Consider the following 22,999-nt stretch of genomic DNA (forward strand, 5'->3'; position numbering starts at 1 on the left):
TGGTTATACAGTCGCGCTTTTCAGGGGCTCACTCCCCTGGGACATCCACAAATTTGTATCCAACTCCCCACACCGTCTGGATATATTCTTTCTTTGTAACCTTCCGCAACTTCTGGCGAATATTTCCGATGATGCAGAACACCGCACTGCTTACATCCACAGGTTCCTCCTTCCAGACTGCCTGGTAGATTTGCTCTTTCGTGAAGACTCTCCCTGGCTGACTGGCAAGGTACGCCAGGGTGTGAAATTCGTAATTCTCTGTCAGAGAAATTCCTTGCCCCTGATAAGATGCCTGGTGGCGGAGTGAGTCAATACAGAGTCCGGAATACTCAAGAACCGAATCTGCCTCCGGCAATGCCTGACCTCCATCCAGTCTTGCCAGGATCTGTTCCTTCACCAGACCGGAACTTTCTGTCGTGCGAAGTACCAGCTCAATCATACCTGTTTCGTACCGCCTTCCCCGCCGTCTGAAATGTTACGGATATCAGCTCCTTTTTCCCGCTTCTGGAAATCTTCACGTCATATCCCACGAATTGCAGATACTGAAGCGCCAGCCATCTGCTTGTTCCCAGCCTTTCACTGTCTGCCTTTCTTTCCGTTTCTCCTGTACCGCCTGTTGCTGTGAAGGACAGTGTTTGGTCTTTTCCTGAGAAAAGGACCTGTACCGGATGTATTTCGCATACCAATACATAGAAAAGCGCACAGACAGCTGCCTGTACCTGGCAGGTACACAAAATCTCTTTATCCTCTGCGATTTCCCGAAAATCCATTTTTACGGGAATCTTTTCTTTGCGAAGCTCCGTTTCCATTTCCTCAAAGATCTCCAGGCACATCAACAGGAGATTCTTATGCTGCGTCTCTGTTTTCCACTGGGAAAAAGGCGTCTTATTTAATGTAAGCCAGTTTTCGATCAGATAACTTTTCTCTACTTTCCTGTCATCTTTCTCAGTCTTCATTGTTTATCCCCTCCTCCTGCCTGCATGGATCATTCCGGCTCCCTTTCTTTAAATCCCCATTCCTCAAAATCAGTATCTTCCGTTTCCTGCCTGGAGCCGTCTACTTCTTCAGACACAGCCTCTATTGGCCCGTTAAGCATGGGAGACGATGCTTCCGGCTGTAAATCCAGCTTTTGCGCAGCAACTCTCGGAAGCACATATCCGCAAAAGATCAGGATTGCTGAAAGCGCAAAATACTGCACACAACTGGATAAATAAAGATTCACGATTGCCAGTTCATTTCCGGCTACGGGAACGCCCTGCTCCAACTGCAGGGAAATATTCTTGTGGCAGGCGGCCAATGCCGTTACCGCTGTAACTAGCAGGATCAGTGCGAGGATGTAAAACACTGCAGAAAGCATTTTTCCCTTATGGATGGATCCAGGGGATGAAATCCGTCTCATTACCTTCCCCTCCTTCCATTCCGTGCCTTCGGTGTGTCCGATATCCGGTCCAGAACCTGGAGTTCTCCCCGTTTCAGCCTGCATATCACATCTGCCTGCTTCGCCAGCTCATTCGAGTGTGTAACTACGACCACACACTTATTCATCTTGTGGGCGCTTTCTTTGAGGATCTCCGTAATATCCCGTGCAGTATCCTCATCCAGATTTCCGGTAGGCTCATCGGCAAGAATGACCGGCGCCTCACTGGCCAGAGCCCGTGCGATAGCCACACGCTGCTGCTGTCCGCCGGAGAGTTTCAATACGTTGCGCTTTGCCTCTTCTTTTGTCAGCCCCAGCCGCTCCAGGATGGGAAGCGGCGGCAGCTTGGAGGTGAGGGCTACATTTTCCTTTGGATTCAGATAGTCGATCAGGTTGTATGCCTGGAAAATGAAAGACACATGATTCTTCCGGTGGTCGGAAAGCCCTGTCTTCGCAATATCCTGGTCCTCGAATAAGATCTGCCCGCTGGTCGGGCTATCCAGGCCGCCGATTAGGGACAAAAGCGTAGTCTTCCCACAGCCGGACGGGCCAAGGATTGCATAGAGCTTTCCCTGCTCCATCTGGACATTTATACCACGCAATACTTTTCTTCGGTTGTCATAGGTATAACCTACGTTTTTTACTTCCATGATGCTCATACTGTTTACCTCGTTTCATTTCTATTTCTTTACTCCATCTGTGACAAAATAGCCTTCGGTTTCATCCGCATGACCGGGATACACGACACCAGTACCGCTATGATAAGCAAGCCCGCTCCGGCAGCTGTGACCAGAACAAAATGATGGGGCGTAACAATGACGTTCTCAGCCGCCTTTCCAAACAGTGTGCCTAGAGTCCCCGCCATTTCCCGGCTTGCCAGATATGCCAGAGGAAATGCCACGATAGCCACCAGGCAGATCTCCAGCATTTGCTGCAATAGGACTGCGTACTTTTCAATTCCCACTGCCAGCAGAATACCGATTTCCCGTTTCCGGCTTCGGATAGACATGGAAAGGATCAGGATGATCAGTACCATGCTTACCACGGTAATCATTACAATCAGTGTTGTAACTAAAGTGGTGGTATCCGAGAGAGAGCTGGAAATACGCTCATATACTTCGTTGTTTACCGTGATGTAGTAGGAGTTCCAGTCGATGGAGGTGTTGTTCTGGACTTCCTGAACAATGCTCTCCAACTTCGCCGCGTCAGAAACGAAGAAATCTACGGAAGTAATCCCATTCCCTTCGCTTGCCGTATAGGGTGCAGAGATAGCGGACATGGTATCCATATCTACAAAGACATATTCCTCATAATCATAAAAGGTCGAGGGCCTTGCCATCGTTGCCTGTTCGTCATTATCATCCGCAATGACCTCAAACAAGCCCGCAATCTGGCACTCAACCAGAGGATCATCCGGATTTCCATTTTTTACTTCCAGGGTATCACCAATAGACAGTCCATATTTCTCAGCCAAGCCTTCGTACAAAATAATTCCACTATTACCCTCCGTTACATGGCGGCCTTCTGTTAAACGCAAGGCTCCACTAAGAAACAGTGGAGAATACTCCGAATCAAAGCAGCCTGTTCCATAAAAGAGGTCTGCTACATATTCCCGTTCATCTGTCCCTTTCATCAAAGTATCTTGATTATAGAGATTTACGATTGTCCAATGAGAAGTGTTATAGGCTTCCACACCGTAAATCGCAGCAATCTCCTCAATCATCTCATCTGTGACAGGCTGTAAGGTATAGCCATTGTTGGCATTGACGGTAAAACTGGCACCTGTCACGCCCCGCAGTTCTTCCGACTGTTCTTCTTGTGCATCTGCAATCGCCATCCCTGACAACACCAAAGTTACGATAAAAACAAGCAGGAAAAATAGTAATAGCGTCTTTTTCCACTTTCTGGCGGTATGTAAAACCGCTCGTATTCCTAAATTTGTTTTGTGGTTCATATCTCGTCTCCTTTATTCCATCTGGGATAAGATCTGTCTCGGCTTCAGCCGCATCGCCGGAATCCCAGACAGCAGCACTGCCATGATCAGCAGGATACACCCTGCAATAGTCACCAACAAAATATGCTCTGGCAGAACGATTACACTTTCTGATGCCTTGCCAAACAGCGTACCCAGGGTGCCAGCCACCTGCTTGCTGGAGAGGTAGGCCAGCGGAAAGGCAACCACTGCGATCAGAAGCGTTTCCAGCACATATTGGAGAATCACCGCAGATTTAGCAATACCTACTGCCAGCAGGATGCCGGTTTCTCTCTTTCGGCTGTGGATGGACATGGAGAGAATCAGCGTGATCAGTACCATACTCACTACCGTAATGACTACAATAAGCGTTGTTACCAAAGTATTGGTATCAGAGAGTGCGCTGGAAATATTCTGGTACACCTCGTCATTGGCAGAAATGATAAAGTGATCCCAGTTAATCGAGGATATGTTCTGTACCTCGGCTATCACGTTATCCAACTGTGCTGCGTCTTCCACGAAGAAATGCGCCTCTGTAAGTTTATTCCCATCTTCATAATTAACGGCCATTTCTTTCATCGCATTAAAGCTGCAAAAAGCATAATCAGCATAATCCCATAGCGTAGCAGCATCATACATATCAGCCTCATCCTCTTTATCGGCAACGACATCAAAAAATCCTACGATCTCCATGTCAACTTCTGGATCGTTATTATTCGGATCATTGATTCCTCTAATTTTATCGCCTATTTTTAAACCATTCCGTTCAGCGTTTTCTTTACTAATGATAAGACCGTTTTTTACATTTTCTGTAATATGCGAACCTTCTACTAGCTCAAATCTTCCGGATGAAAAAAGTTGATTGTATTCAGTATTTATTGAACCATAGGTATAATAACTATTGATAACATTTCCATTAACAAGTGCTTCGCCAGCTTCATTATAATAACCCGGCATAGCGACAAGCGCCGCATCATATCCTGCAACCCCATCTACAGAAGAAATTTCCTGAAGCATTTCGTCCGTGATAAATTCCTGTGTGCTATAAGAACCACCATTGCCGCTGGCCCAACCACCCGTGGATAGATTTCGTTCCACGGTGAAGCTGGCCCCTGTCACCCCCCGCAGTTCTTCCGTTTGTTCTTCCTGCGCGTCTGCAATCGCCAGCCCAGATAATACAAGTGTCGTAATGGACAGCAGTAAGCAGAACAAAAGTAGTGACTTCTTCCATTTCCGAGCTGTATATAAAAATGCCCGTATTCCTAAATTCGTTTTGTGCTTCATATTTCGTCTCCTTTATTCCATCTGGGATAAGATCTGTCTCGGTTTCAAACGCATCGCCGGAATCCCAGACAGCAGCACTGCCATGATCAGCAGGATACACCCTGCAATAGTCACCAACATAAAATGCTCTGGCGTGACAATCACGTTTTCTGCTGTTTTCCCAAACAGTGTTCCCAGGGCACCCGCAACCTGCCGACTGCATACATAAGCCAGAGGGAAGGCTGGTACAGCAATCAGCAATGTTTCCAGCAGGTACTGCAGAACGACTGCCGGCTTTGCAATTCCCACTGCCAATAAAATTCCAGTCTCTCTTTTACGGCTTCTGACAGACATGAAAAGGATAAGCGTGATCAATACCATACTTACAACTGTAATCACGACGATCAGCGTGGTGATTAAGGTGCCTGTATCAGAAAGTGCGCTGGAGATATTCTGGTATACCTCATCATTAGAAGTAATCTTATAGTTGTTCCAGTTAATTGATGAGATGTCCTGCACTTCTTTAATTACATTATCTAACTGGGCGGCATCCGTAACATAGAAATAGGCTTCGGAAATCCCATCACCGTCCTCTCCCCAGCCCTTTATCAATCCTTCCGCTGCGTCCATACTGCAAAATACAAAGCTGGAATAATCGTAATAAGAGGAGTCATCATACATATTGAGTTGATCCTCTTTATCTGCCACCACATCAAAGATGCCTACGATTTCCATATCCACTGCTGGGGTATTATTCTCTGGATAATAAATCCCAGTTAGTGTATCTCCAAGTTTCAAATGGTTCCACTCTGCAAGTTCCCGGCTGATAATAATACTGTTAGTCATATCGTCAGTGATATGGGTTCCTTCCACCAGCTCAAACCGACCAGACAAAAACAACTCATGGTACTGGGAGTTATAGGATCCATAGTTATAAAAGCTATAATTTTCATGAGTCAATTCTTTTCCCTGATCGTCGAATATGTTAGGAAGAGTAATCAGGGAAGCGTCATACCCCTGGATGCCGTCCACCGAGGCAATCTCCCGGATCATATCCTCTGTCATAAATTCCTGGGTGCTGTATGAACCGCCGCTTCCGCTTGACCAGCCGCCTGTGGATATGTCCCTCTGAACGGTGAAGCTGGCTCCAGTGGTTCCCCTGACTTCCTCCGTCTGCTCCTCCTGTGCATCTGCAATAGCAAGCCCTGACAGTACCAGGGTGCTGATCGATAAAATAAGACAGAATACCAGCAGCGTCTTTTTCCATTTACGGACCGTATATAAAATTGCCCGTAGTCCTAAATTCATATCATTTCTCCCTCCTTTACTCCATCTGCGACAAAATCTGCCTGGGCTTTAACCGCAAGGCTGAAATACTGGACACCAGCACCGCCGCCACCAGCAGGATACCGCCCACGATAGCCACCAGCATGAAATGCTCCGGTGTGACGATGACATTCTCCGCCGCCTTGCCGAACAGCGTACCCAGGGCACCGGCAACCTGCTTGCTGGATAGGTAGGCCAGCGGAAAGGCCACCGCCGCGATCAGTAGGGTTTCCAGCACATATTGGAGAATGACCGCAGGCTTGGCGATACCCACCGCCAGCAAAATGCCTGTTTCCCGTTTCCGACTGCGAATGGACATGGAGAGAATCAGGGTAATAAGCACCATGCTCACAGCGGTAATAACAACAATGAGGGTGGTAATCAGGGTTTCGGTATCAGAGAGGGCGCTGGAAATATTCTGATATACCTCATCATTGGTAGTGATGTTAAAGTTGTTCCAGTTGATAGAGGAAATCTTTTGCACTTCTTCAATCACGCTATCTAACTGAGCAGCGTCAGAGACATAGAAATAGGCTTCGGAAATACCTTCGTTTTCGTCGCCCCAACCCTCAAGCAACCCTTCCGCTGCTTCCATACTGCAAAAGGTGTAGTTTGAATAGTCGAAATAGGAGGCATTATCATACAGATTCACCGCATCGTCTTTGTCAGCGACAATATCAAAAATACCCACAATTTCCATATCCACAGCCGGAGTGTTGCTTTCAGAATAATAAATCCCTGTCAAGGTATCTCCAATTTCTAACCCATTCCAATCAGCAAGGTCCCGGCTGATGATAAGTCCGTTTTTCATATCTTCGGTTATATGAGAACCCTCTACCAGTTCAAATCTTCCCGATAAGAACATAGCGTTGTACTCGGAATTATAAGAACCATAAGAATAAAAACCGTATCTTTCTGTTTTCAATGCCTCGCCATCTTCATTAAAGAAATCTTCATGTACAATAAGAGAAGCATCATAGCCAGCGATTCCATCCACAGACGCAATTTCCTTAATCACATCCTCAGATATAAATTCCTGAGTGCTATATGAACCGCCGCTACCATTTGACCAACCACCCGTAGATAAATTACGTTCCACGGTAAAGCTGGCTCCGGTGGTTCCTCGAACCTTCTCGGCCTGTTCCTTCTGGGCGTCGGCAATCGCCAGCCCGGACAGCACCAGAGTAGTAATGGCCAGAAGCAGGAAGAACACCAGCAAGGTCTTTTTCCATTTCCGCACGGTATATAAAATTGCCCGTAGTCCTAAATTCATATCGCCTGCACCTCCTTAACTCATCTGCGACAAGATACTCTTAGGTTTCATCTTCATAATGGGATAGGCCGCCAGTGCAGTAGAGGCCACACAAAGCGACATGCCAAAAGCCCACACCATAGCGTAATCTTCCCCTGAAACAGCCACCTCAATCTCGGCAAGGTTCAAATCCTTGGTAGATTCTTCCGCAGCTTCGTTTTCCCCTGTCAAGTCCACCGTTTCATAGGTTTCGCTTGTTACCTGAGAGAGCAGGCTGCTCCCGATCTGATGGGAAATGACGGTGCTGGTGCCAAAGGAGATTACAAGGGCGATGGCCGCCACAAGAACCACCTCCAGCAGATACTGCAACAAAACCGAGCCTTTTGAGATTCCCATCGCCAGATAGATACCGGTTTCATGGATGCGTCCCCTCAGCCGCAGCGTCAGGAATAGTGCCAGCACCAGGAAGCAGATCACAGATACCACCGCAATGGCAATAAACACGATATTCTGCAGGCCTTCCAAGGACTCCTTTGCGTTCTGGTAGTCGTTGTCATAGCGTGTGAGCGTACAGTCCTCCCATGCTACACCCGGAATATCCTTTACCTCATCCATGATGCGCTCAAGCTCATCCGGATTATCCACATAAAAATCCCCATACTGTACACTTGCTCCGTCTTCTGTTCCATAGAGCAGGCTGGCGGCTGTGGACAGGTCTGTAAATACAATATTGTCGTAGAGATCATAGGACGGTGCAATGCCGATAGAGTCCTGTTCTTTGGTATTGGTAAAGATCCCGGCCACCGTTACTAGAATGGTACGATTCTTCCCCTCCACATCCTTCAGCAGCATCGTATCCCCTACACTCAGCCCGTTTCTCTGTGCAAATTTCTCATGGATCAACACCTGGTTTCCGCCCTCCGTGGTAATCGGTTCGCCCTGTGTCAGTTCAAACCCGCCTTCCGTAAAGTAGCTGTCATCCTGGGAGTTTGAATTTGCCACAATCTTTCCAGCGTGTTCATAGCCTTCCGGTATCTGGGCAGCCTCCTCCGTGTTGATCGCAAGTGGGTTCCCCTGTGCATCACAATATTCCGCGTAGGAGTAAGAGCGGAGCGTGTACCTGCCGCTCAGTCCGTCAATCCCCAGGATCTGCTCCCGTACCTCCTCTGTGATCCCGCCCTCCAGCTGTTTTCCATTGATTGTGAAGTATCCCAGAAGAGCCTTTTTGATGTTGGAATTAGCCGTTTCTGTGGCAGACTGGATGGAAAAACAGGTCAGCATCAGTGTTGCCATGACCAGTAGGAACGCAAGCAGCGTAAGAGTCTTTCCTTTCTTCCGTGTGGAATATAGGAAAGCCCGTTTACACAAATTCATTTTTCTGTCACCTCATTTCTTATGTTGTTCTATTGTCCATGTGTAAGTGAACATTCTAAGGATACATAAGAAAGGTGGAGTTTAGGTGGAGTTGAGATGTTCTTTTGGTGGAGTTAGAAAAGGGCCAAAAACCGAGAGGCTTCCATATAGATAACCTCTCGGTTTTGTAAAATAACTTTCTCACGTATTATCTACTAACAGCAAGCCTTAACTAATGATTAATTTTTATTATTGATAAAACAGTTCCCAAAATCATAATTACAAGAACCCCTATTAGAATAATCAGTTTTTGTATTTCAAAATTACCAGCTACAATGGGGAATAAAGAAACCACATTATTCTCTGATATAATTTGAAGCTGACAGAGTGACCAATATCCTAAAGCTGTTAGATAACCGGCTCCTATATTGCTTCCTATTTGTGAAAACAAAATTCCTGCAGTTCCCATAAATCCCGCATAAAGTATCGTGGAGATTACATATGTCCAAAATGGAAACATACAGTTCCGACTTTGCATAATCAATGCAAACCCAATAATTGCGACAGATATAATTGCAAATCCACAGAACAAACGAATAATTACACTTTTTAAATACGACCATGTTTTTGTGCAAACAATTTCTTTTATACTCATATCTAATTCATATTGAGTAATAGGAACAAGTATAATTATCCCCATCAAGGCAACTGATTGTGAAAAACATTGTACCGATTGTATGTGATTTAAATTTGATATACCTCTAATAGCAGGAATGAGTAGAAAGTAAATTGCAGTCAGCAATAAACTATTTCTGAAAACGAGTCCGAAGTCTCTCTTTAAAAATTCCAAAATGCTTTTGTATGAAATAAGCATAATCCAGTTTTCCACCTCGTTTCTTGTTATAAATTACTATTGACAAATAGATCAGAACAATCGATACAAACATCATTAACCCTCTATTAAGCCAAATGATGTTAAAATCTCGTTGGATAAGTTCTGCTCCATTCAGCGAATTATGACGTATCATTAAAGTGTATAATCGGGTATCCCCAGAAAGCCCCGTGATAGCAGAGTCAATAAACCACCAGATGAACTGCACCAATATCGCAATAGGCGTAGTTGTTAAAATTGTCAAAAATGTTCCCAAACCAGTGACAACTATTACAGTAGGAAGTAACCACCATAAAATGTATTTAATAAATGCAAATGCGTCTATTGCAATACCTGTTTCGGCAGAGTATTCCATAAGTGGTATCAGCGACTCAAAGCTCAAAATAATAACTGGAAGTATTACCGCTGTTAAAATAGCCAAAGTTCGAACAGTAATGAGTTTTACCGTTTCTATTTGTTTGCTGTTTATTAATTCATTCATTTTATTCCTTCTGTCTTTTAACCAGAAAACAACAACGATAAAAATAGGATATAACCCTAAAACTCTTGTCATGTAATCACAAAACAGCCTTGCAAAAGCGATGCTAACCTTATCATCATAAATCGTTTTATTATACTCATTGATAGCTTCATCATAGGTCATTTCTGCTTGTCCGTAGTATTCCAATAGCATATCCATAGAATAGTAAGAACCATCTCCGATTATTTCCTCTGCTTGTGACATAAGTTCTTTAAATCTTTCATATGAAACCTGTGCTACAAAATGCTTTGTATAATCTTCTTCCTCTTGTAAAGTATCGCTATTCTCCGTCGAAAAACTAAAACTACCATCTTGATTTTGTGCAGCATCTCCTCCCATATGGATAATATTTCCATTAACGGACGGAAAGTAATCATCTGGAAGATTTTTTATCTGTTCTTCGGATAAACCTGTGATTTCTTCAATAATGGATAAAATTTCTTTTTGTTCTTCTGTACTTAAAATTACTTCCTTATAATAATTAAAAGGATATGTGGCATAAGAATTGTTCAAATACTCAATAATTAACATATCTGTTCCGCCGCACATAATTTTATCTGGTACTTCTTTTTTTATCAAACCATAATTATCTGCCCCTTGTTCTGGTTTGGCTAAAATAGATCCTCCCGTTATCTGTGAAGTAATAGACGCTTCGGCTCCATTGGACGCTTGTATTTCTTTACTTGTTACTCCATAAAAATTTTCATGCCAGCTAAGCAGAAGTAATCCAATGAAAAGTATATATACAATACTAAAACATATTTTTTTTAATTCCTTAATAAACAGCATTTATTTTCCCTCCCCCGCTCTATGTTCTGAAAGCAGATACATGTAACTGTCCTCAATCGTTGTTTCGCATACACTCCATGATTTGTTTTGTTTTTCATCAGAAAATAATCTACATGAAATATCCTTACCGTTTTGATGAATACTGATAATATTGTAGTGATTTTTAAAATCTTCAAGTTCATCTTGCGGGAATGAAACGGTATATATTTTCCCATTGCCTATCTTTAATAAAGCTTCCGTATCGCCCTCAAAAACAACTTTACCTGCACATAATACAGCAACATTTGAACAAGTTGCTTCAATATCCGCAGCAATATGTGTTGATAGTAAAATAATTCTATTTACCGCTAATTCAGAAAGAAGATTGTAAAAGCGTAACCTTTCTTCTGGGTCAAGACCCACCGTCGGTTCATCAATAATCAAAACTTTAGGATTGTTCAATAATGCTTGAGCTATTCCAAAGCGTCGCTTCATACCACCGGAAAGATTTTTAAAACGCTTATTTTTTTCCTGCTCCAAATTAACTTGTTTTAATAAGTAATCGATGCGTTCTTTGCGCATTTTTTTAGGAAGCTCTGCTAAAATCCCCAAATAATCCAAAGCAGAATAAACGCTCATATTAGGATATACAGAAAACTCCTGCGGGAGATAACCTATGATCTTTCGTATATTCTTTTTATCTTTTATATCCACGCCATTCATTTTTATATCCCCGCTTGTTGGTTCTAACATTGTTGAAAGAATACGCATTAAAGTCGTTTTTCCTGCACCGTTTTCTCCTAACAACCCATACATACCAACAGGAATATGAAGGCAAATATCATTAAGAACTGTTCGTTTTCCATAACTTTTGTTTAAATGTTCAATCTTAATTTCCATAAAAAAAATCTCCTTTCATTATCTGTAAGGAGATTATTTCATAGAAAAGTCAATTTTTAGAAAAACTCATTATTTTTTTACTTGAACTGTAATACTGGCTCCATGATCGGCTATGTTTTCCAATGATAAGACACAATCGAGTCTTTCGCAAAGGATTTTGCAGATGGACAGCCCAATACCAAAGTTGCCCTTATTTGTCGGAGAACTATAAAAAAATGTAGTGGCATATTTTAATTCATCCTTTGAAAACCCTTTTCCGTCATCATAAACTGTAAAGCAGATACAATTATTCTTTTCTGTTATAGAAAAGTAAATTACTTTCTCTGAAAAGCGCAAAGCATTATCAAAAATATTTTCAAGAATTTTTGATAACATATCTTTATCGCTACATATGCTTTCTGTTTTTATCTGGTTTTGATACTCCAATACTCGACCATATTTTTTCGCCAAAAGAGAAAAGTCATTTACAGTGTTCGTGATATACTCTTTCAAGTTAAAGTATTCCTTTTTAATTTCTACATCTTCGATTTTCTGTATATCTTTCACACACTCTACATATCTTTCTAAACGCTGCACAGCCCCTTTCATTTGTTTTAGCGTAGAGCGCAGAGCTTCCTCTGTGATTATTTGTTTATGATTTACCTTATCAAGATAATCAAGATAGCCATTGATTACGGTAATAGGTGTCCGCAAATCGTGCGATACGGAAGCAGTAAGAGCCTTTCTTTCCTGCAGCATATTCCACATTTTACGGTTGCTTGTATAGATTTCCTTTTTCATACATTCAAATGCATTACATAATTTCCCCAGTTCATCATTAGAAGTATATTCTATTTTAAAGTCCAAATCCTGCTCCGAGATATGTTCAACACCATTATTTAAACTCATCAGAGGTTTCTGTATTTTTAACTTATAGTACAATTTAGCCATAACAATAGAACCGGCAATGACATATATCACAGGTAAGGCAACCATAAAAACTGTAATGATCCAATAGTAAACTAAATTTTCTCCTGATAACGGTTCAAAGCGAAATTCTTTCGGATTAACCAGCGTTACACTATTATCTGAGGCATAATCTTCGACTGTATATTCAGAAACATAAATAGGTCGGCTGTCCAATATTTCTTGTCTGATGTCTGAAAACTTTAAAATAGTAATAACTGTTAATATACAGACAACTCCAAGACACATGACAGCCAATGTTATCAAGGCTTTTTTTAAGGTCATATTTTGAAATGCTTCTCTTATTTTTCCCATTTGTATCCCACTCCCCATACAGTTGTAATGTAGGATTTCTCTGTGTATTCAGCAAATTTTAACCGTATTCTCCGTATATGTTCTTTAATCACCACATTGTCTCCAACTCCATCAATGCCCCAAATTATTTCATATATCTTTTCACGGTCAAATACTTGTCCTGCGTTCATTGATAATAACTGAATAATCTCAAATTCTTTGTTAGATAGTTCTATCCGATTGCCCTTTATAAAAAGGCTTCTATCTGAATAATCAATTACGAGTTCTTCTGAGAATTTCGTTTTTGTCCGCACACGACTTCTCTGTTCTCTACGCAAATGAGCAGATAGTCTTGCTAACAGCTCATTCATGGAAAAAGGCTTAGTAATATAATCGTCCCCGCCAACCATAAGACCATTTACTTTGTCTTGTTCAGAAACTCTCGCAGTAAGAAAGATAATAGGGACTGTTACAAATTCTCGGATAGACGCACACAAGTCAAGCCCATTCATTCCCGCCATGTTAATATCAAGTAAGATAATATCCGGGGAATGAGAAAGATTTTCTAAAGCGTCTTTTGCATTAGCCGCAGTATAAACGGTATAATTTTCAAACTCAAGTTGGAGCTTCAACATATCTAATATAGATTGCTCATCATCTACAATCAAAAGTTTGTAGTTTTGTTCCATTCTGTATCCTTCCATTTTTGATAGATTATACATCCTATATAACATGAAAAAGTCAATTTTCGGTCAAACTTTTCAATCAATCTGAGGTTAAAATCTTCATACCACCAGATGGCATACAATCAGAAGACTGCTCTTGTATTGCTGCCTCTGAGAAGATAGCAGTAAACCGCACACCATTTTCTGTATTCTCCATTTTATGAGGGATACCGTGATGGTCGAGTATCGTTTTTGTGATATACAGTCCCAAACCGCTGCCGCCACTGTTCCGATTGCGGGATTTATCTACCCGATAAAAGGGAGTAAAGATTTGTTTTAAATCTTCCTCCGCTATGTGGACGCCTGAGTTTTCCACAGAAAACACGCCATTTTGTAATGACACAGTTATCACAGCACCTACCGGGGAATACGCCGCCGCATTGCTGATGACATTGGAGAAGACTTTTTCAATCAGCCGCCCGTCGCCTTCATAATGAAAGTCCGGCTGGATATCCTGGCGCAGCTCCATTTCCTTATCCTCTATCCGTCCCATGACTTTGCGACAGGCTTTCTGCAGCATCCGGCTGATATCCAGGTCCGTGCGTTCCAACTTGAAATCGCTGCCGCCCATCCTGGCTGCGGATAGGATGTCTTTAACGATCCGCTCCATGTCATTGACGGTTTTCATACAGTGACGCAGATAGGCATCCCGGTCTTTGTATTCCCCAACCTGGTAGATCATTCCCTCCAGTTCACCCTTGATAATGGCTATGGGCGTCTTCAGCTCATGGGAAACAGCGGTAAAGAAATCAATCCTCTGTTTTTCCTGTTCCCGTTCCCGTTCAATATCTTTCTGCAGCTGCTCGTTTGCGTCCTGAAGGCTGACAAGTGCATTGTTCAGGCGCTCCGACATCTCATTTAAGCTGTCCGCAAGAACGCCGATCTCATCCCTTTGCTTTACCTCACATTTCCAAGTCATATCCAGGCTGGTCATCCGCTTTGCCACACTGCAAATATGGATCAGCGGCCTGGAGAAATATCTGGAGCAGACCAGCGCCGCAAGAACAGAGATCAGCAGGATCACCACCGCAATCAGCGGGATGAGCTTTAAAAGGATTTCATAGGACTGGGATACCGCAACCAGGGAAATATCCGCAGAAACCTGGTACGTCTGCCATCCTTCCTGAAAGGTAGCAGAACAGCTCATGGTTCTGTCTGTCTCTTCCCAATTCTCCGGATCTGCATAATTTACAGAGAACACATCGCTTCCATCCGTGTCGGTGATCCGCACCGTAGCATTATTTTTCATGGAAAATGCCAGTATTTCCTCTGAGCCTTCCTCCCATCCGCTTCTTTCCAGTGTCTCCATCAGCCTGTAAAAGTCGGAAGTCGCCTGGCTTTCCAGTTCCGTCTGGTAATTTTTCGGCAGGAAGACCATTACCACAGCATATATGATGATACAGCAGGCCAGCAGCAATGCCAGCATACTCAGAAAGGTCTTCGCCTGGACACTTTCACTGATTTTCTTTTTCAATTCTATATCCCACTCCTCTGATTGTCTCGATATAATCCACACCCAGTTTCTTACGGATATTCTTGATATGCGTATTCACGATCTTCTGATCGCCATAATACTCATATCCCCATACGCTGTCCAGAAGACTCTCCCTGGAAAACACTTTTCCCGGATTTTCCAAAAGCAGCTTCAGGATCTCAAACTCCCGGCTGGTGAGAGATACCTCATCCGTTCCTACCAGCACCTCATAATTTTCCGTGTCCAATGTAATCTCTTTATACCGGATCACAGAGGGGTCCTCCTCAATTCCCTGTTCCGTCCGTCGCAGCACCGCTTCAATCCGGCGCAGGACAAGAGGCATGGAAAAGGGCTTGATAATATAGTCATCTGCCAGGACATCAAAGCCCTTCATCTGGCTGGCGTCATCGTCCCGTGCCGTCAGCATGATGATCGGCGTCAGGCTTTCTTTCCGCAGGATCTCGCAGACTGCAAACCCGTCAATCTTCGGCAGCATCAGATCCAGCAGCACCAGGTCCGGATTGCATCTTCGGAATATCTCAATCCCTTCCAAACCATCACCGGCGGCATATACTGTATATCCTGCACCCTCCAGGAACGCCCGGACAATGTTCTGGATGGATGCTTCATCTTCTATAATCAAAATTGTCTTTGCCATAACAGCACCTCCGCTATTTGGACAACAGTGTATCATACAAAGATGGAGTTTTGGTGGAGTTCCCCGATTTTTCATACGGATTTTAAACTTTTCATAGTTTTCTATTTTCTACGGAAAAATCCCTGGAGATTACTCCCCTGGGACATCTACAAATTTGTATCCGACTCCCCACACAGTCTGGATATATTCTTTTGTTGTTACCTCCCGCAGCTTCTGGCGAATATTCCCGATGATACAGAACACCGCACTGCTCACATCCACAGGTTCCTCCTTCCAGACTGCCTGATAGATCTGCCCTTTCGTAAAAACTCTGCCCGGCTGACTGGCAAGATAAACAAACGTCTGAAATTCATACGTTTCCGTAAGAGGAAGCACCTTCCCCTGATAAGAAATCTGGTGCTTGACTGGATCAATGCAAAGACCGGAATACTGAAGCACCTTATCATGCTCTGTCGCTGGTTTCTCTGTATCGAATTTAGCCAGAAGCTGTTCTGTCACCTTTCCAGCTGGATCCGTGGAGCGAAGGATGATTTCGATCTGTTCCATTACGCATCACCTGTTTAAAAGTCGAAAGACATTATTTCGTTTCAGTGTTAATCAAAGCTTTTATTTTTCCGATCAAATCATAATCGGTTTTGCAACAGAAAACGCCACCATAAAATTTTGTCTGTTTTTTAAACAGGCAATCATCATCGCCAGACATAAGCAGGAAAGGGACAGGGATTCCTTTTTGACGAATTTCTACGAGTAAATCCAGTCCTGTGCCATTCTGCATATTGTAATCAGAACAGATTGCATCGACTTTTTGATGTTCCAGTAATCGCAAAGCATCTGTTCCCCCTGTTGCTATATAAACCTCAAAATACCTTTTAAAGTAGAGACCAGAAAACCTAAAAAATCCAAAAGGACTGCTACACGACAGTTTTTCTTTTGCCGTCGCCCGACAGGAAATAGCTATATTTTCTTAAAGTGGCAAATCCTTTCGTCTAAATCCCAACAATCCAATTGTCAGAAAAATAGCAGTTAATCCCAACAAAACCACAAGGCTAATAACCGAAACAATATTTCCATTGACAAGCTGCCTTGGATTGAACAAACTCAATGGATTGCAGTAAAGAAGAATTTTGGCATTATCATATACAGAAAAAAACATCTGCATAATGATGAACAACGAAATTCCCCCGGCCCCACAGCCGATTGAATATTTAACATCATTGAATAGACAAGCAAACATAAAGCAAAACGCCGCAATGAATAATTGCAGGGCGAGCAAGCCTAAATTTAGTAATAAAAACCGGGGTATATCCAATGCGCCTTTGAACATCATGGAACAGCATACAATCATCAATCCTGTATTGAATGCGATCATCACAACCACCCCCAAAAACAGATTGACCCATTGTGTTATAACAATTTTCGTTCTGCCATGCTTTGAATTTAGCAGATAGGCAAGTGATCCATTTTCCACATACTTTGCAAGTAGGCGATAGCACATTACGATACTGTAAATGAACGGTGTAACAATCAAAACAAATTTATACAGGTATGTAATGATGAAATCCAGCAAGGTCGTCCCCATATCCTGCATACCGAATGCAGCAAGAACAACCGGCATACTTTCCTCTAATGATTCCAGACTGTCCTTTAGTGATGGATCATACATTGCCACCAGTGTGACAGCATACATTGCAATGATACTTAAAAAAATAACATATAATTTATAGTTCGCTTTTACTTCTTGTTTCATCAATGAGCGGATCATGCTTTAGTTCCTCCATAATGCTGCATAAATACTTCTTCGATTGTTTGGTTTCTTACTGCTATATCTTGCACATCGTAATGTACTAATTCATGCACAAGATCATTGACAGAGCTATCCAGTAGAAAAGATACCTTATAATTTCCATCAAATGTACTGTCAGCATGAACCCGTGTAAATGCCTTTGCAAGTTCAGGGGTTGCAAAGGTAATCGTGTAGTGCTTTTTGTTCGTACCCCGAATACTCTGGATACCTTTATCGGCAATCAAGTGTCCGTCTTTAACCATCAGCACTCTATCACAAGTGTTTTCGACTTCTTCAAAAATGTGGGACGACATAAATATCGTTTTCCCTTTGTCTTTTTCTGATTTTATAAGCTCGACAAACTTATTTTGCATAATAGGGTCTAATCCGCTGGTCGGTTCATCTAAGATTAACACAGACGGATTGTGCATAAATGCAACGACTAACCCTAATTTCTGTTTTGTCCCCTTTGACATTTTTTTGATCTTGATACGAGTATCTAATTCAAAATAATCTACGAGGTGACGAACCTGTTCTGTGGAAACATTCTCTTTTGTTTCCATCATAAATCGGATGAACTCATTGCCAGTCATTCGGTCATTCAAGAATGATATTTCTCCCGGTAAATAACCAACTTTTGATTGTATTTGCTTTGCCGCAGAGAACGTATCCATATCAAAAATTTTAGATATACCCTGCTGGGGATGGATAAATCCCATCAAATGTCTTATGGTCGTTGTTTTGCCCGCACCGTTTGATCCCAGAAATCCAACAACCTCTCCTTGGTCAACAGTAAAACTTAAATCAAAAATTCCTCTATAGTTTCCATAGTCTTTTGTCAAATTGTGTACTTCAATCATCTTCATAAGTATTCCTCTTTATAACTAATCTGTTTAATCATTGCTTTCCATTTTTCAAATTCCGCAATAGCTTCCTCAAACACAATCGGTTGATTAGTTCGATGCTTTTCGGACAGATACCCCTCGGATAACCACAAAAACATTTTGTAAATGTACTTCGGATCAATGTCCTCTTTGAATCGCGAAAAGTCAATGTTCTTGAAGTATTCATCGAATGTGGTATCAAAATTTTCAGCGAGATAATCATTAACCGAAGCCGAAACTTTTTCGTCTTGAAAAAGAACCATCCGCAGCGAAAAATCATACATATAAGGATAGTCAGACCATATTTTCAATTTGGTTCTTATCCCGAAGTCCAACATATCGAAAAAATCAGTTATGGCACTCATTTCCGCTACATCTACTGCTTCCAAAGAAACTTTGCTGCAAAAATCGCACAGGTAAAGATAAAACGTTTCTTTATTTTTGAAGTAGTAAAATAACAGTCCTTTAGATATTCCTGCTTTTTCAACAATCAAATCAGTGTTTGCCTTTTTATATCCGTATTGCCCGAAACATTCCAGTCCTGCGTTTATAATCCGCATTTTCTTTTCGGACGGTAATTCCTCAAACTTCTCCGCAGACAATTTTCAGACCTCCTTTGACTATTTCAGTCAATTCCATTCTAATACGTTGACTATTTTTTTCAAGGTCCCAGCAATCACTTCTTTAGCCCTTCCCGATATTTTCTGCAAAAATACTATCCGTTTCAATTCAGCAATATATTGTTTGAGTGCATATATTGTTTGATGTTTGATTGCATATATTGTTTGATTGCATTTGACACCCACTATATCTTGTGCTACTATAATCTTGTATTTGAGTTTTTGTGTCATCCCGAAATGGGAGTCTGGGCCATTCACCCAGGACACATGCTGTTTAAGTTGGAAAATCGTGTCATTATAATGTCGTTTTTTACGGCACTGTAATGGCACTTTTTTTATTTTCACTATTATTTATTTTAACGCCCAAAGTGGCAGAAAGGAGAATTTCTATGTCAGCAATCATCTTTTTACCAGGGAGGCCAACAACGGATCCTCAGATCATGCAGGCAAAGAACAGCAACACAACCTACACGACTCTGGACATCTCCTGCCCCCAGAGGGGAGCAGACGGAAACAAAGAGACTGTATTCTATTCCTGCTATTTCAATTCATTTCTGGCAGACCGCCTGATGAAAGCAGGTGTTAAAAAAGGCACCGGACTGATTATCATTGGAGATCTGGAGCTGCATCCCTTCGTTCATCAGAAGGGGAAAAACCAGGGAAAACCGAACTCCGGCCCCAGCGTGGTTGTCAAAGACTGGCAGTTTGCGCCCTTGACTTATGACGATGTAAATGGGGCTAATCCCGGTGTACCCGGAGGCGTTCCTCAGAACGGCTACGGACAGCCCGGAGGAGCTCCTGTTCCCAATCAGCAGGGCGGATACCCGACACCCGCACAGGGAGGCTATCCACAGGCATCCGATGCTCCTGCCGGCAATTATGCACCTACAGGCGCCGCACCACAGAACCAGAATGGCTATGCACGGGGAGGACAGGGAAGAACAAATGCTCCACAGGGGAACGTACCGCAGAACGGTTACAGACAGCCCCAGAACGGCTATGCTCCGAATCCTGGAAGCGCACCGAATTACGCACAGGGCAATCCGAACCAGCAGCCTTCCGGCGGCTATGCTCCTGGAAACGGGGCAGCTCCGGGAACACAGGGCGGCTATCCGGGAGATGGATTTACCCAGGTTACAGAACAGCAGGCAGAGACACTTCCCTTTGTCGCTTGATGCTGACGCACAAAAAATTTCATAAGGAACGATCCATGTAGAGAATTGCACCCGGAGACTACTCCGTACAGGCAGTTCTTTTTTTTGTGTCCGCACAGGATCCAGGAGAGCGCCGATCATCGGCTCTCCTGGGTGCGGCACAGCAGTTTTAAGAAGAAAGGAAGAATTTACATGAAAGCAAAGAAAGCCAGAACGATCAAAAAGACGTTACAGATCACCGTATTGTGCCTGTTTGCGGCGGCATTTCTGCTCCCAAAGGGAAGCCAGTCCTATCTGATGACTGGCATCGCTGCTGCAGGAGTCCTTGTTTCCCTGGCAATCCTTATCATCCCTCCGCTTGCTTCCGGACTCCGGAAATTGCGGATTCCGGCTGGGAGGGCAATGGATACAGGAAACGGGAACTCGGATCTGGAAACCATCCTGATCCGGCAGATCAGCTACCAGATCACAGACACACTTCAGTCTGCTTTTCCGGAAGCTACCTGGGAGTTTGCAGAACCCCTGCGTCTTTCCCACCTGCTGGATGGCGATGCGATCCGCTTATCTACCAGGAACACCGGTAATCATAACTTTGCGGAAGTGTCTATGGATGAGTACGGAAACCTGCATCTTCAGATGCTGACTGTCTCTGCGTTGAAACGGAAAGGCGACAAATCCGCATCCCCGGATACGCCAAAGGTTGATCCTGCGTCCTGGTACTCCCTGATTGGGAAACCATTCCTTGTGGAAATGATCGGGAATTTACAGGCAAAAGGACACCAGAAGCTGTTCATCGGAGAACAGGGGGACGTTTATATCCTCAATGGGAAGGAGCCGGAAGTAAAAGGCAAGCTGGAGCATTTCCCGCCGAAAGCCTACTGGCCTGCACTCCTGCAGGTGTTTGCTGATGATGAACTGGAAGCGGCAGAGACGGAAAACGCAGTAGAGATCACCTGGGCATAAGGAGGAAAAGTAACGATGGCAAGTGGAAAATTAGTGGAGAGCTGGACCTTCCAGCGCACGCTCCCAGAACCTTTTAAGGACTATACGGATGACGCCGTGTTTAAGAATATCGCATCCAAATACTGTACCCAGCCGCAAAAGAGAAGCACGCTCCATGCGGCTACCCTGCAGGCCGTCCTGACCTATATGGAACTGGAGGAGCCCGCAGGTGGGAAGTCGGCAGAGGAACTGGGGGCAATCGGGAGCCAGACCAATACCTATACGGTGGCAGAATATCCCAGCCGTACCGGAGAACTTCATGTGGTGGTCTATAACCCTGCAAACGGGAAATTTATTGCCGGGAAGTACACGGTGCCGCCGGATACGGAAAATACACCGGAGAAATATGTATTCAAAGATTCCGAGAATACAGGAACTGCTTTGTTATTCGCTCTGATGCCTACGTTTCTTTCCGATGAGGAGTTCAATGAGAAATACCAGCAGTTAAAGGAATACCGTGCAGCCGGTTATCCGGACATGGATGAGGCGGCAGAAACGGCGGCTGTCCTTTGTGACAACGCTTACCGCCGGATCCGATACAGTGATACGCTCGCAACGGGAGGGATCCGCACGGATATTGCTGCCAATGGTGTCATCCCGCTGCTGAAGCCGCTGGCTCTTCAAACGGGAACCTATGCGCCTACGGAAATCATCCACGGGACTTTCCAGGTACTGAAACCCGGCAACACCTTTAAGAAAAAAGCGGAAGTCATAGCGAAAGCGGATTTTGTGGGACAGTATATCCTGTCACCTGCCCGTGTACTGACTCCGGAGGAGGAACTGACCGTCCCGGTACTGCCGGACTGGTATATCATCCCGAAGGAAGTCAAACGGATCTGTGAACACGCAAAAATCACTACGGACACGGTACAGCCCATGCGGAACTTTCTCCTTCGTGGCCCTGCCGGTACGGGAAAAACGGAAGGAGCCAAAGCAGTTGCTTCCGGGCTTCATCTTCCTTACCGGTGCCTGACCTGTTCCGCAAATACAGAGGTATTCGATCTGCTCGGGCAGATCCTGCCGGATGTGGACGGGAAACGCACTGCCCTGGAGCGGCAGTATCCGTCTTTCCAGGATATCATGCTGGACCCGGCAAGCGCCTATGAAAAACTGACCGGAACCTACGATGAAAATGTTACAGAAGATCAGGTCTACAAGCAGCTCATTGATACTATTTTTGATGAAATGCACGAATACTATGCCTCCAAAACCAGCCAGCAGCATTTCCGCTACGTGGATACGCCGCTGGTGGAAGCAATACGGAACGGATACCTGATTGAGATACAGGAGCCGACGGTCATTGCAAATCCCGGTGTGCTAGTGGGATTAAACTCCCTGATGGACCGATGCAACAGTGTGTTTCTCCCCAACGGTGAAACGGTACAGCGGCATCCGGATATGGTGATCGTCGTGACAACCAACAATGACTATGCAGGCTGCAAGCCCTTAAACCAGTCCGTAATCTCCCGTATGAGTGTGCTCATCGACCTGATGGAGCCGGATGAGGAGACACTGGTGGAACGGGTGGTTGGCGTTACCGGCTGCAAAGAGAAAAAGACCGTTCAGACAATGGCACGGATCGTCCACTCCATCTCGGAATATTGTCGGGAAAACCTGATCACAGATGGATGCTGCGGTGTCCGGGAACTGATTTCCTGGGTGCAGTCCTATATGGTCTGCGGCGATATCCGGGAGGCGGCCCATTACACCATCCTGCCTTCTGCTACGGCAGATGCGATCAGCCGTGCGGAGGTTGAGGAAAGCTGTCTGGATACTGTCCTGCCGTCCTGAAAAGAG

At 43.9% G+C, this 22,999-nt stretch carries 24 protein-coding genes; 3 read left to right on the top strand and 21 right to left on the bottom strand.

The genetic code is table 11. From position 1 onward, the window contains the following. Positions 1-28: 28 nt before the first annotated feature. The 21 genes from EFA47_RS17060 to EFA47_RS17160 form a co-directional block, all read right to left on the bottom strand. Positions 29-439, bottom strand: a complete 411-nt coding sequence (locus tag EFA47_RS17060; RefSeq protein ID WP_087162296.1) for a winged helix-turn-helix domain-containing protein — start codon at positions 437-439, stop codon at positions 29-31. Then, entirely contained in the window at positions 432-956 is a 525-nt protein-coding gene (locus EFA47_RS17065) for a hypothetical protein (protein WP_087162297.1), read from the bottom strand. The genes EFA47_RS17060 and EFA47_RS17065 overlap by 8 nt, the downstream gene beginning before the upstream one ends. A gap of 29 nt (positions 957-985) precedes the next feature. Next, entirely contained in the window at positions 986-1,399 is a 414-nt protein-coding gene (locus EFA47_RS17070) for a hypothetical protein (protein WP_015573194.1), read from the bottom strand. Continuing rightward, positions 1,399-2,076: an ABC transporter ATP-binding protein gene (locus EFA47_RS17075; RefSeq protein ID WP_087162298.1), complete on the bottom strand. Its 678-nt coding sequence runs from the start codon at positions 2,074-2,076 to the stop codon at positions 1,399-1,401. Before EFA47_RS17075 ends, EFA47_RS17070 begins: the two co-directional genes overlap by 1 nt. A 29-nt stretch (positions 2,077-2,105) precedes the next feature. Then, positions 2,106-3,371 (bottom strand): ABC transporter permease, encoded by a 1,266-nt coding sequence (locus tag EFA47_RS17080; RefSeq protein ID WP_087162299.1) that lies wholly within the window; start codon positions 3,369-3,371, stop codon positions 2,106-2,108. 12 nt (positions 3,372-3,383) lie between these two features. Next, positions 3,384-4,673, bottom strand: coding sequence for an ABC transporter permease (locus EFA47_RS17085; RefSeq protein ID WP_122644316.1), 1,290 nt, complete (start codon positions 4,671-4,673; stop codon positions 3,384-3,386). Between the two features lie 12 nt (positions 4,674-4,685). Next, entirely contained in the window at positions 4,686-5,960 is a 1,275-nt protein-coding gene (locus EFA47_RS17090) for an ABC transporter permease (protein ID WP_087162301.1), read from the bottom strand. A gap of 16 nt (positions 5,961-5,976) precedes the next feature. Continuing rightward, positions 5,977-7,251: an ABC transporter permease gene (locus tag EFA47_RS17095; RefSeq protein WP_122644317.1), complete on the bottom strand. Its 1,275-nt coding sequence runs from the start codon at positions 7,249-7,251 to the stop codon at positions 5,977-5,979. Between the two features lie 15 nt (positions 7,252-7,266). Then, complete coding sequence (locus tag EFA47_RS17100) at positions 7,267-8,604, bottom strand: ABC transporter permease (protein WP_087162303.1); 1,338 nt, start codon at positions 8,602-8,604, stop codon at positions 7,267-7,269. 211 nt (positions 8,605-8,815) lie between these two features. After that, entirely contained in the window at positions 8,816-9,457 is a 642-nt protein-coding gene (locus EFA47_RS17105; RefSeq protein ID WP_122644318.1) for a hypothetical protein, read from the bottom strand. After that, positions 9,390-10,784, bottom strand: coding sequence for an ABC transporter permease (locus tag EFA47_RS17110; protein WP_087162305.1), 1,395 nt, complete (start codon positions 10,782-10,784; stop codon positions 9,390-9,392). The genes EFA47_RS17105 and EFA47_RS17110 overlap by 68 nt, the downstream gene beginning before the upstream one ends. Continuing rightward, the gene (locus EFA47_RS17115; RefSeq protein WP_087162306.1) at positions 10,785-11,663 is read right to left on the bottom strand and encodes an ABC transporter ATP-binding protein; all 879 of its coding nucleotides are present in this window, start codon (positions 11,661-11,663) and stop codon (positions 10,785-10,787) included. Between the two features lie 69 nt (positions 11,664-11,732). Next, positions 11,733-12,923, bottom strand: a complete 1,191-nt coding sequence (locus tag EFA47_RS17120) for a HAMP domain-containing sensor histidine kinase (RefSeq protein WP_087162307.1) — start codon at positions 12,921-12,923, stop codon at positions 11,733-11,735. Continuing rightward, complete coding sequence (locus EFA47_RS17125) at positions 12,911-13,591, bottom strand: response regulator transcription factor (RefSeq protein ID WP_087162308.1); 681 nt, start codon at positions 13,589-13,591, stop codon at positions 12,911-12,913. The genes EFA47_RS17120 and EFA47_RS17125 overlap by 13 nt, the downstream gene beginning before the upstream one ends. 76 nt (positions 13,592-13,667) lie before the next feature. Next, positions 13,668-15,101, bottom strand: a complete 1,434-nt coding sequence (locus EFA47_RS17130; RefSeq protein WP_204248858.1) for a sensor histidine kinase — start codon at positions 15,099-15,101, stop codon at positions 13,668-13,670. Continuing rightward, on the bottom strand, positions 15,082-15,759 hold the full coding sequence (locus EFA47_RS17135; protein ID WP_087162309.1) for a response regulator transcription factor: 678 nt from the start codon (positions 15,757-15,759) through the stop codon (positions 15,082-15,084). The genes EFA47_RS17130 and EFA47_RS17135 overlap by 20 nt, the downstream gene beginning before the upstream one ends. A gap of 129 nt (positions 15,760-15,888) precedes the next feature. Continuing rightward, positions 15,889-16,305 carry a winged helix-turn-helix domain-containing protein gene (locus tag EFA47_RS17140; RefSeq protein ID WP_087162310.1) on the bottom strand — a complete coding sequence of 139 codons (417 nt, stop codon included), beginning with the start codon at positions 16,303-16,305 and terminating at the stop codon, positions 15,889-15,891. A 31-nt stretch (positions 16,306-16,336) separates the two neighbouring features. Further along, the gene (locus EFA47_RS17145) at positions 16,337-16,717 is read right to left on the bottom strand and encodes a response regulator (RefSeq protein WP_306438884.1); all 381 of its coding nucleotides are present in this window, start codon (positions 16,715-16,717) and stop codon (positions 16,337-16,339) included. A gap of 6 nt (positions 16,718-16,723) precedes the next feature. Next, a complete protein-coding gene (locus EFA47_RS17150; RefSeq protein WP_087162312.1) occupies positions 16,724-17,521 on the bottom strand; it encodes an ABC transporter permease subunit in 798 nt (265 codons plus the stop codon). Then, positions 17,518-18,408 (bottom strand): ABC transporter ATP-binding protein, encoded by an 891-nt coding sequence (locus tag EFA47_RS17155; RefSeq protein WP_087162313.1) that lies wholly within the window; start codon positions 18,406-18,408, stop codon positions 17,518-17,520. Before EFA47_RS17155 ends, EFA47_RS17150 begins: the two co-directional genes overlap by 4 nt. Next, complete coding sequence (locus tag EFA47_RS17160; RefSeq protein ID WP_204248859.1) at positions 18,405-19,028, bottom strand: TetR/AcrR family transcriptional regulator; 624 nt, start codon at positions 19,026-19,028, stop codon at positions 18,405-18,407. The genes EFA47_RS17155 and EFA47_RS17160 overlap by 4 nt, the downstream gene beginning before the upstream one ends. 407 nt (positions 19,029-19,435) lie before the next feature. On the opposite strand from EFA47_RS17160, the gene EFA47_RS17170 reads away from it, so the two are divergent. The 3 genes from EFA47_RS17170 (at position 19,436) to EFA47_RS17180 (ending at position 22,993) form a co-directional block, all read left to right on the top strand. Further along, a complete protein-coding gene (locus tag EFA47_RS17170; RefSeq protein WP_087162326.1) occupies positions 19,436-20,221 on the top strand; it encodes a single stranded DNA-binding domain-containing protein in 786 nt (261 codons plus the stop codon). A gap of 171 nt (positions 20,222-20,392) precedes the next feature. After that, entirely contained in the window at positions 20,393-21,163 is a 771-nt protein-coding gene (locus EFA47_RS17175; RefSeq protein WP_235853296.1) for a hypothetical protein, read from the top strand. 15 nt (positions 21,164-21,178) lie between these two features. Next, positions 21,179-22,993: an AAA family ATPase gene (locus tag EFA47_RS17180; protein ID WP_087162314.1), complete on the top strand. Its 1,815-nt coding sequence runs from the start codon at positions 21,179-21,181 to the stop codon at positions 22,991-22,993. The last annotated feature ends 6 nt before the right edge of the window (positions 22,994-22,999 follow it).

This window comes from Luxibacter massiliensis, assembly GCF_900604355.1.
GTDB classification, from domain to species: Bacteria; Bacillota; Clostridia; order Lachnospirales; family Lachnospiraceae; genus Luxibacter; species Luxibacter massiliensis.

What these genes read in the sequence shown, in the direction of transcription:
- EFA47_RS17110 (WP_087162305.1), bottom strand. Translation starts at nt 10,784, where the DNA reads ATGCTGTTTATTAAGGAATTAAAAAAAATATGTTTTAGTATTGTATAT.
- EFA47_RS17175 (WP_235853296.1), top strand. Translation starts at nt 20,393, where the DNA reads ATGAAAGCAAAGAAAGCCAGAACGATCAAAAAGACGTTACAGATCACC.
- EFA47_RS17060 (WP_087162296.1), bottom strand. Translation starts at nt 439, where the DNA reads ATGATTGAGCTGGTACTTCGCACGACAGAAAGTTCCGGTCTGGTGAAG.
- EFA47_RS17075 (WP_087162298.1), bottom strand. Translation starts at nt 2,076, where the DNA reads ATGAGCATCATGGAAGTAAAAAACGTAGGTTATACCTATGACAACCGA.
- EFA47_RS17170 (WP_087162326.1), top strand. Translation starts at nt 19,436, where the DNA reads ATGTCAGCAATCATCTTTTTACCAGGGAGGCCAACAACGGATCCTCAG.
- EFA47_RS17105 (WP_122644318.1), bottom strand. Translation starts at nt 9,457, where the DNA reads ATGCTTATTTCATACAAAAGCATTTTGGAATTTTTAAAGAGAGACTTC.
- EFA47_RS17065 (WP_087162297.1), bottom strand. Translation starts at nt 956, where the DNA reads ATGAAGACTGAGAAAGATGACAGGAAAGTAGAGAAAAGTTATCTGATC.
- EFA47_RS17180 (WP_087162314.1), top strand. Translation starts at nt 21,179, where the DNA reads ATGGCAAGTGGAAAATTAGTGGAGAGCTGGACCTTCCAGCGCACGCTC.
- EFA47_RS17085 (WP_122644316.1), bottom strand. Translation starts at nt 4,673, where the DNA reads ATGAAGCACAAAACGAATTTAGGAATACGGGCATTTTTATATACAGCT.
- EFA47_RS17095 (WP_122644317.1), bottom strand. Translation starts at nt 7,251, where the DNA reads ATGAATTTAGGACTACGGGCAATTTTATATACCGTGCGGAAATGGAAA.
- EFA47_RS17125 (WP_087162308.1), bottom strand. Translation starts at nt 13,591, where the DNA reads ATGGAACAAAACTACAAACTTTTGATTGTAGATGATGAGCAATCTATA.
- EFA47_RS17090 (WP_087162301.1), bottom strand. Translation starts at nt 5,960, where the DNA reads ATGAATTTAGGACTACGGGCAATTTTATATACGGTCCGTAAATGGAAA.
- EFA47_RS17155 (WP_087162313.1), bottom strand. Translation starts at nt 18,408, where the DNA reads ATGAAGATGATTGAAGTACACAATTTGACAAAAGACTATGGAAACTAT.
- EFA47_RS17100 (WP_087162303.1), bottom strand. Translation starts at nt 8,604, where the DNA reads ATGAATTTGTGTAAACGGGCTTTCCTATATTCCACACGGAAGAAAGGA.
- EFA47_RS17070 (WP_015573194.1), bottom strand. Translation starts at nt 1,399, where the DNA reads ATGAGACGGATTTCATCCCCTGGATCCATCCATAAGGGAAAAATGCTT.
- EFA47_RS17150 (WP_087162312.1), bottom strand. Translation starts at nt 17,521, where the DNA reads ATGATCCGCTCATTGATGAAACAAGAAGTAAAAGCGAACTATAAATTA.
- EFA47_RS17080 (WP_087162299.1), bottom strand. Translation starts at nt 3,371, where the DNA reads ATGAACCACAAAACAAATTTAGGAATACGAGCGGTTTTACATACCGCC.
- EFA47_RS17135 (WP_087162309.1), bottom strand. Translation starts at nt 15,759, where the DNA reads ATGGCAAAGACAATTTTGATTATAGAAGATGAAGCATCCATCCAGAAC.
- EFA47_RS17140 (WP_087162310.1), bottom strand. Translation starts at nt 16,305, where the DNA reads ATGGAACAGATCGAAATCATCCTTCGCTCCACGGATCCAGCTGGAAAG.
- EFA47_RS17120 (WP_087162307.1), bottom strand. Translation starts at nt 12,923, where the DNA reads ATGGGAAAAATAAGAGAAGCATTTCAAAATATGACCTTAAAAAAAGCC.
- EFA47_RS17115 (WP_087162306.1), bottom strand. Translation starts at nt 11,663, where the DNA reads ATGGAAATTAAGATTGAACATTTAAACAAAAGTTATGGAAAACGAACA.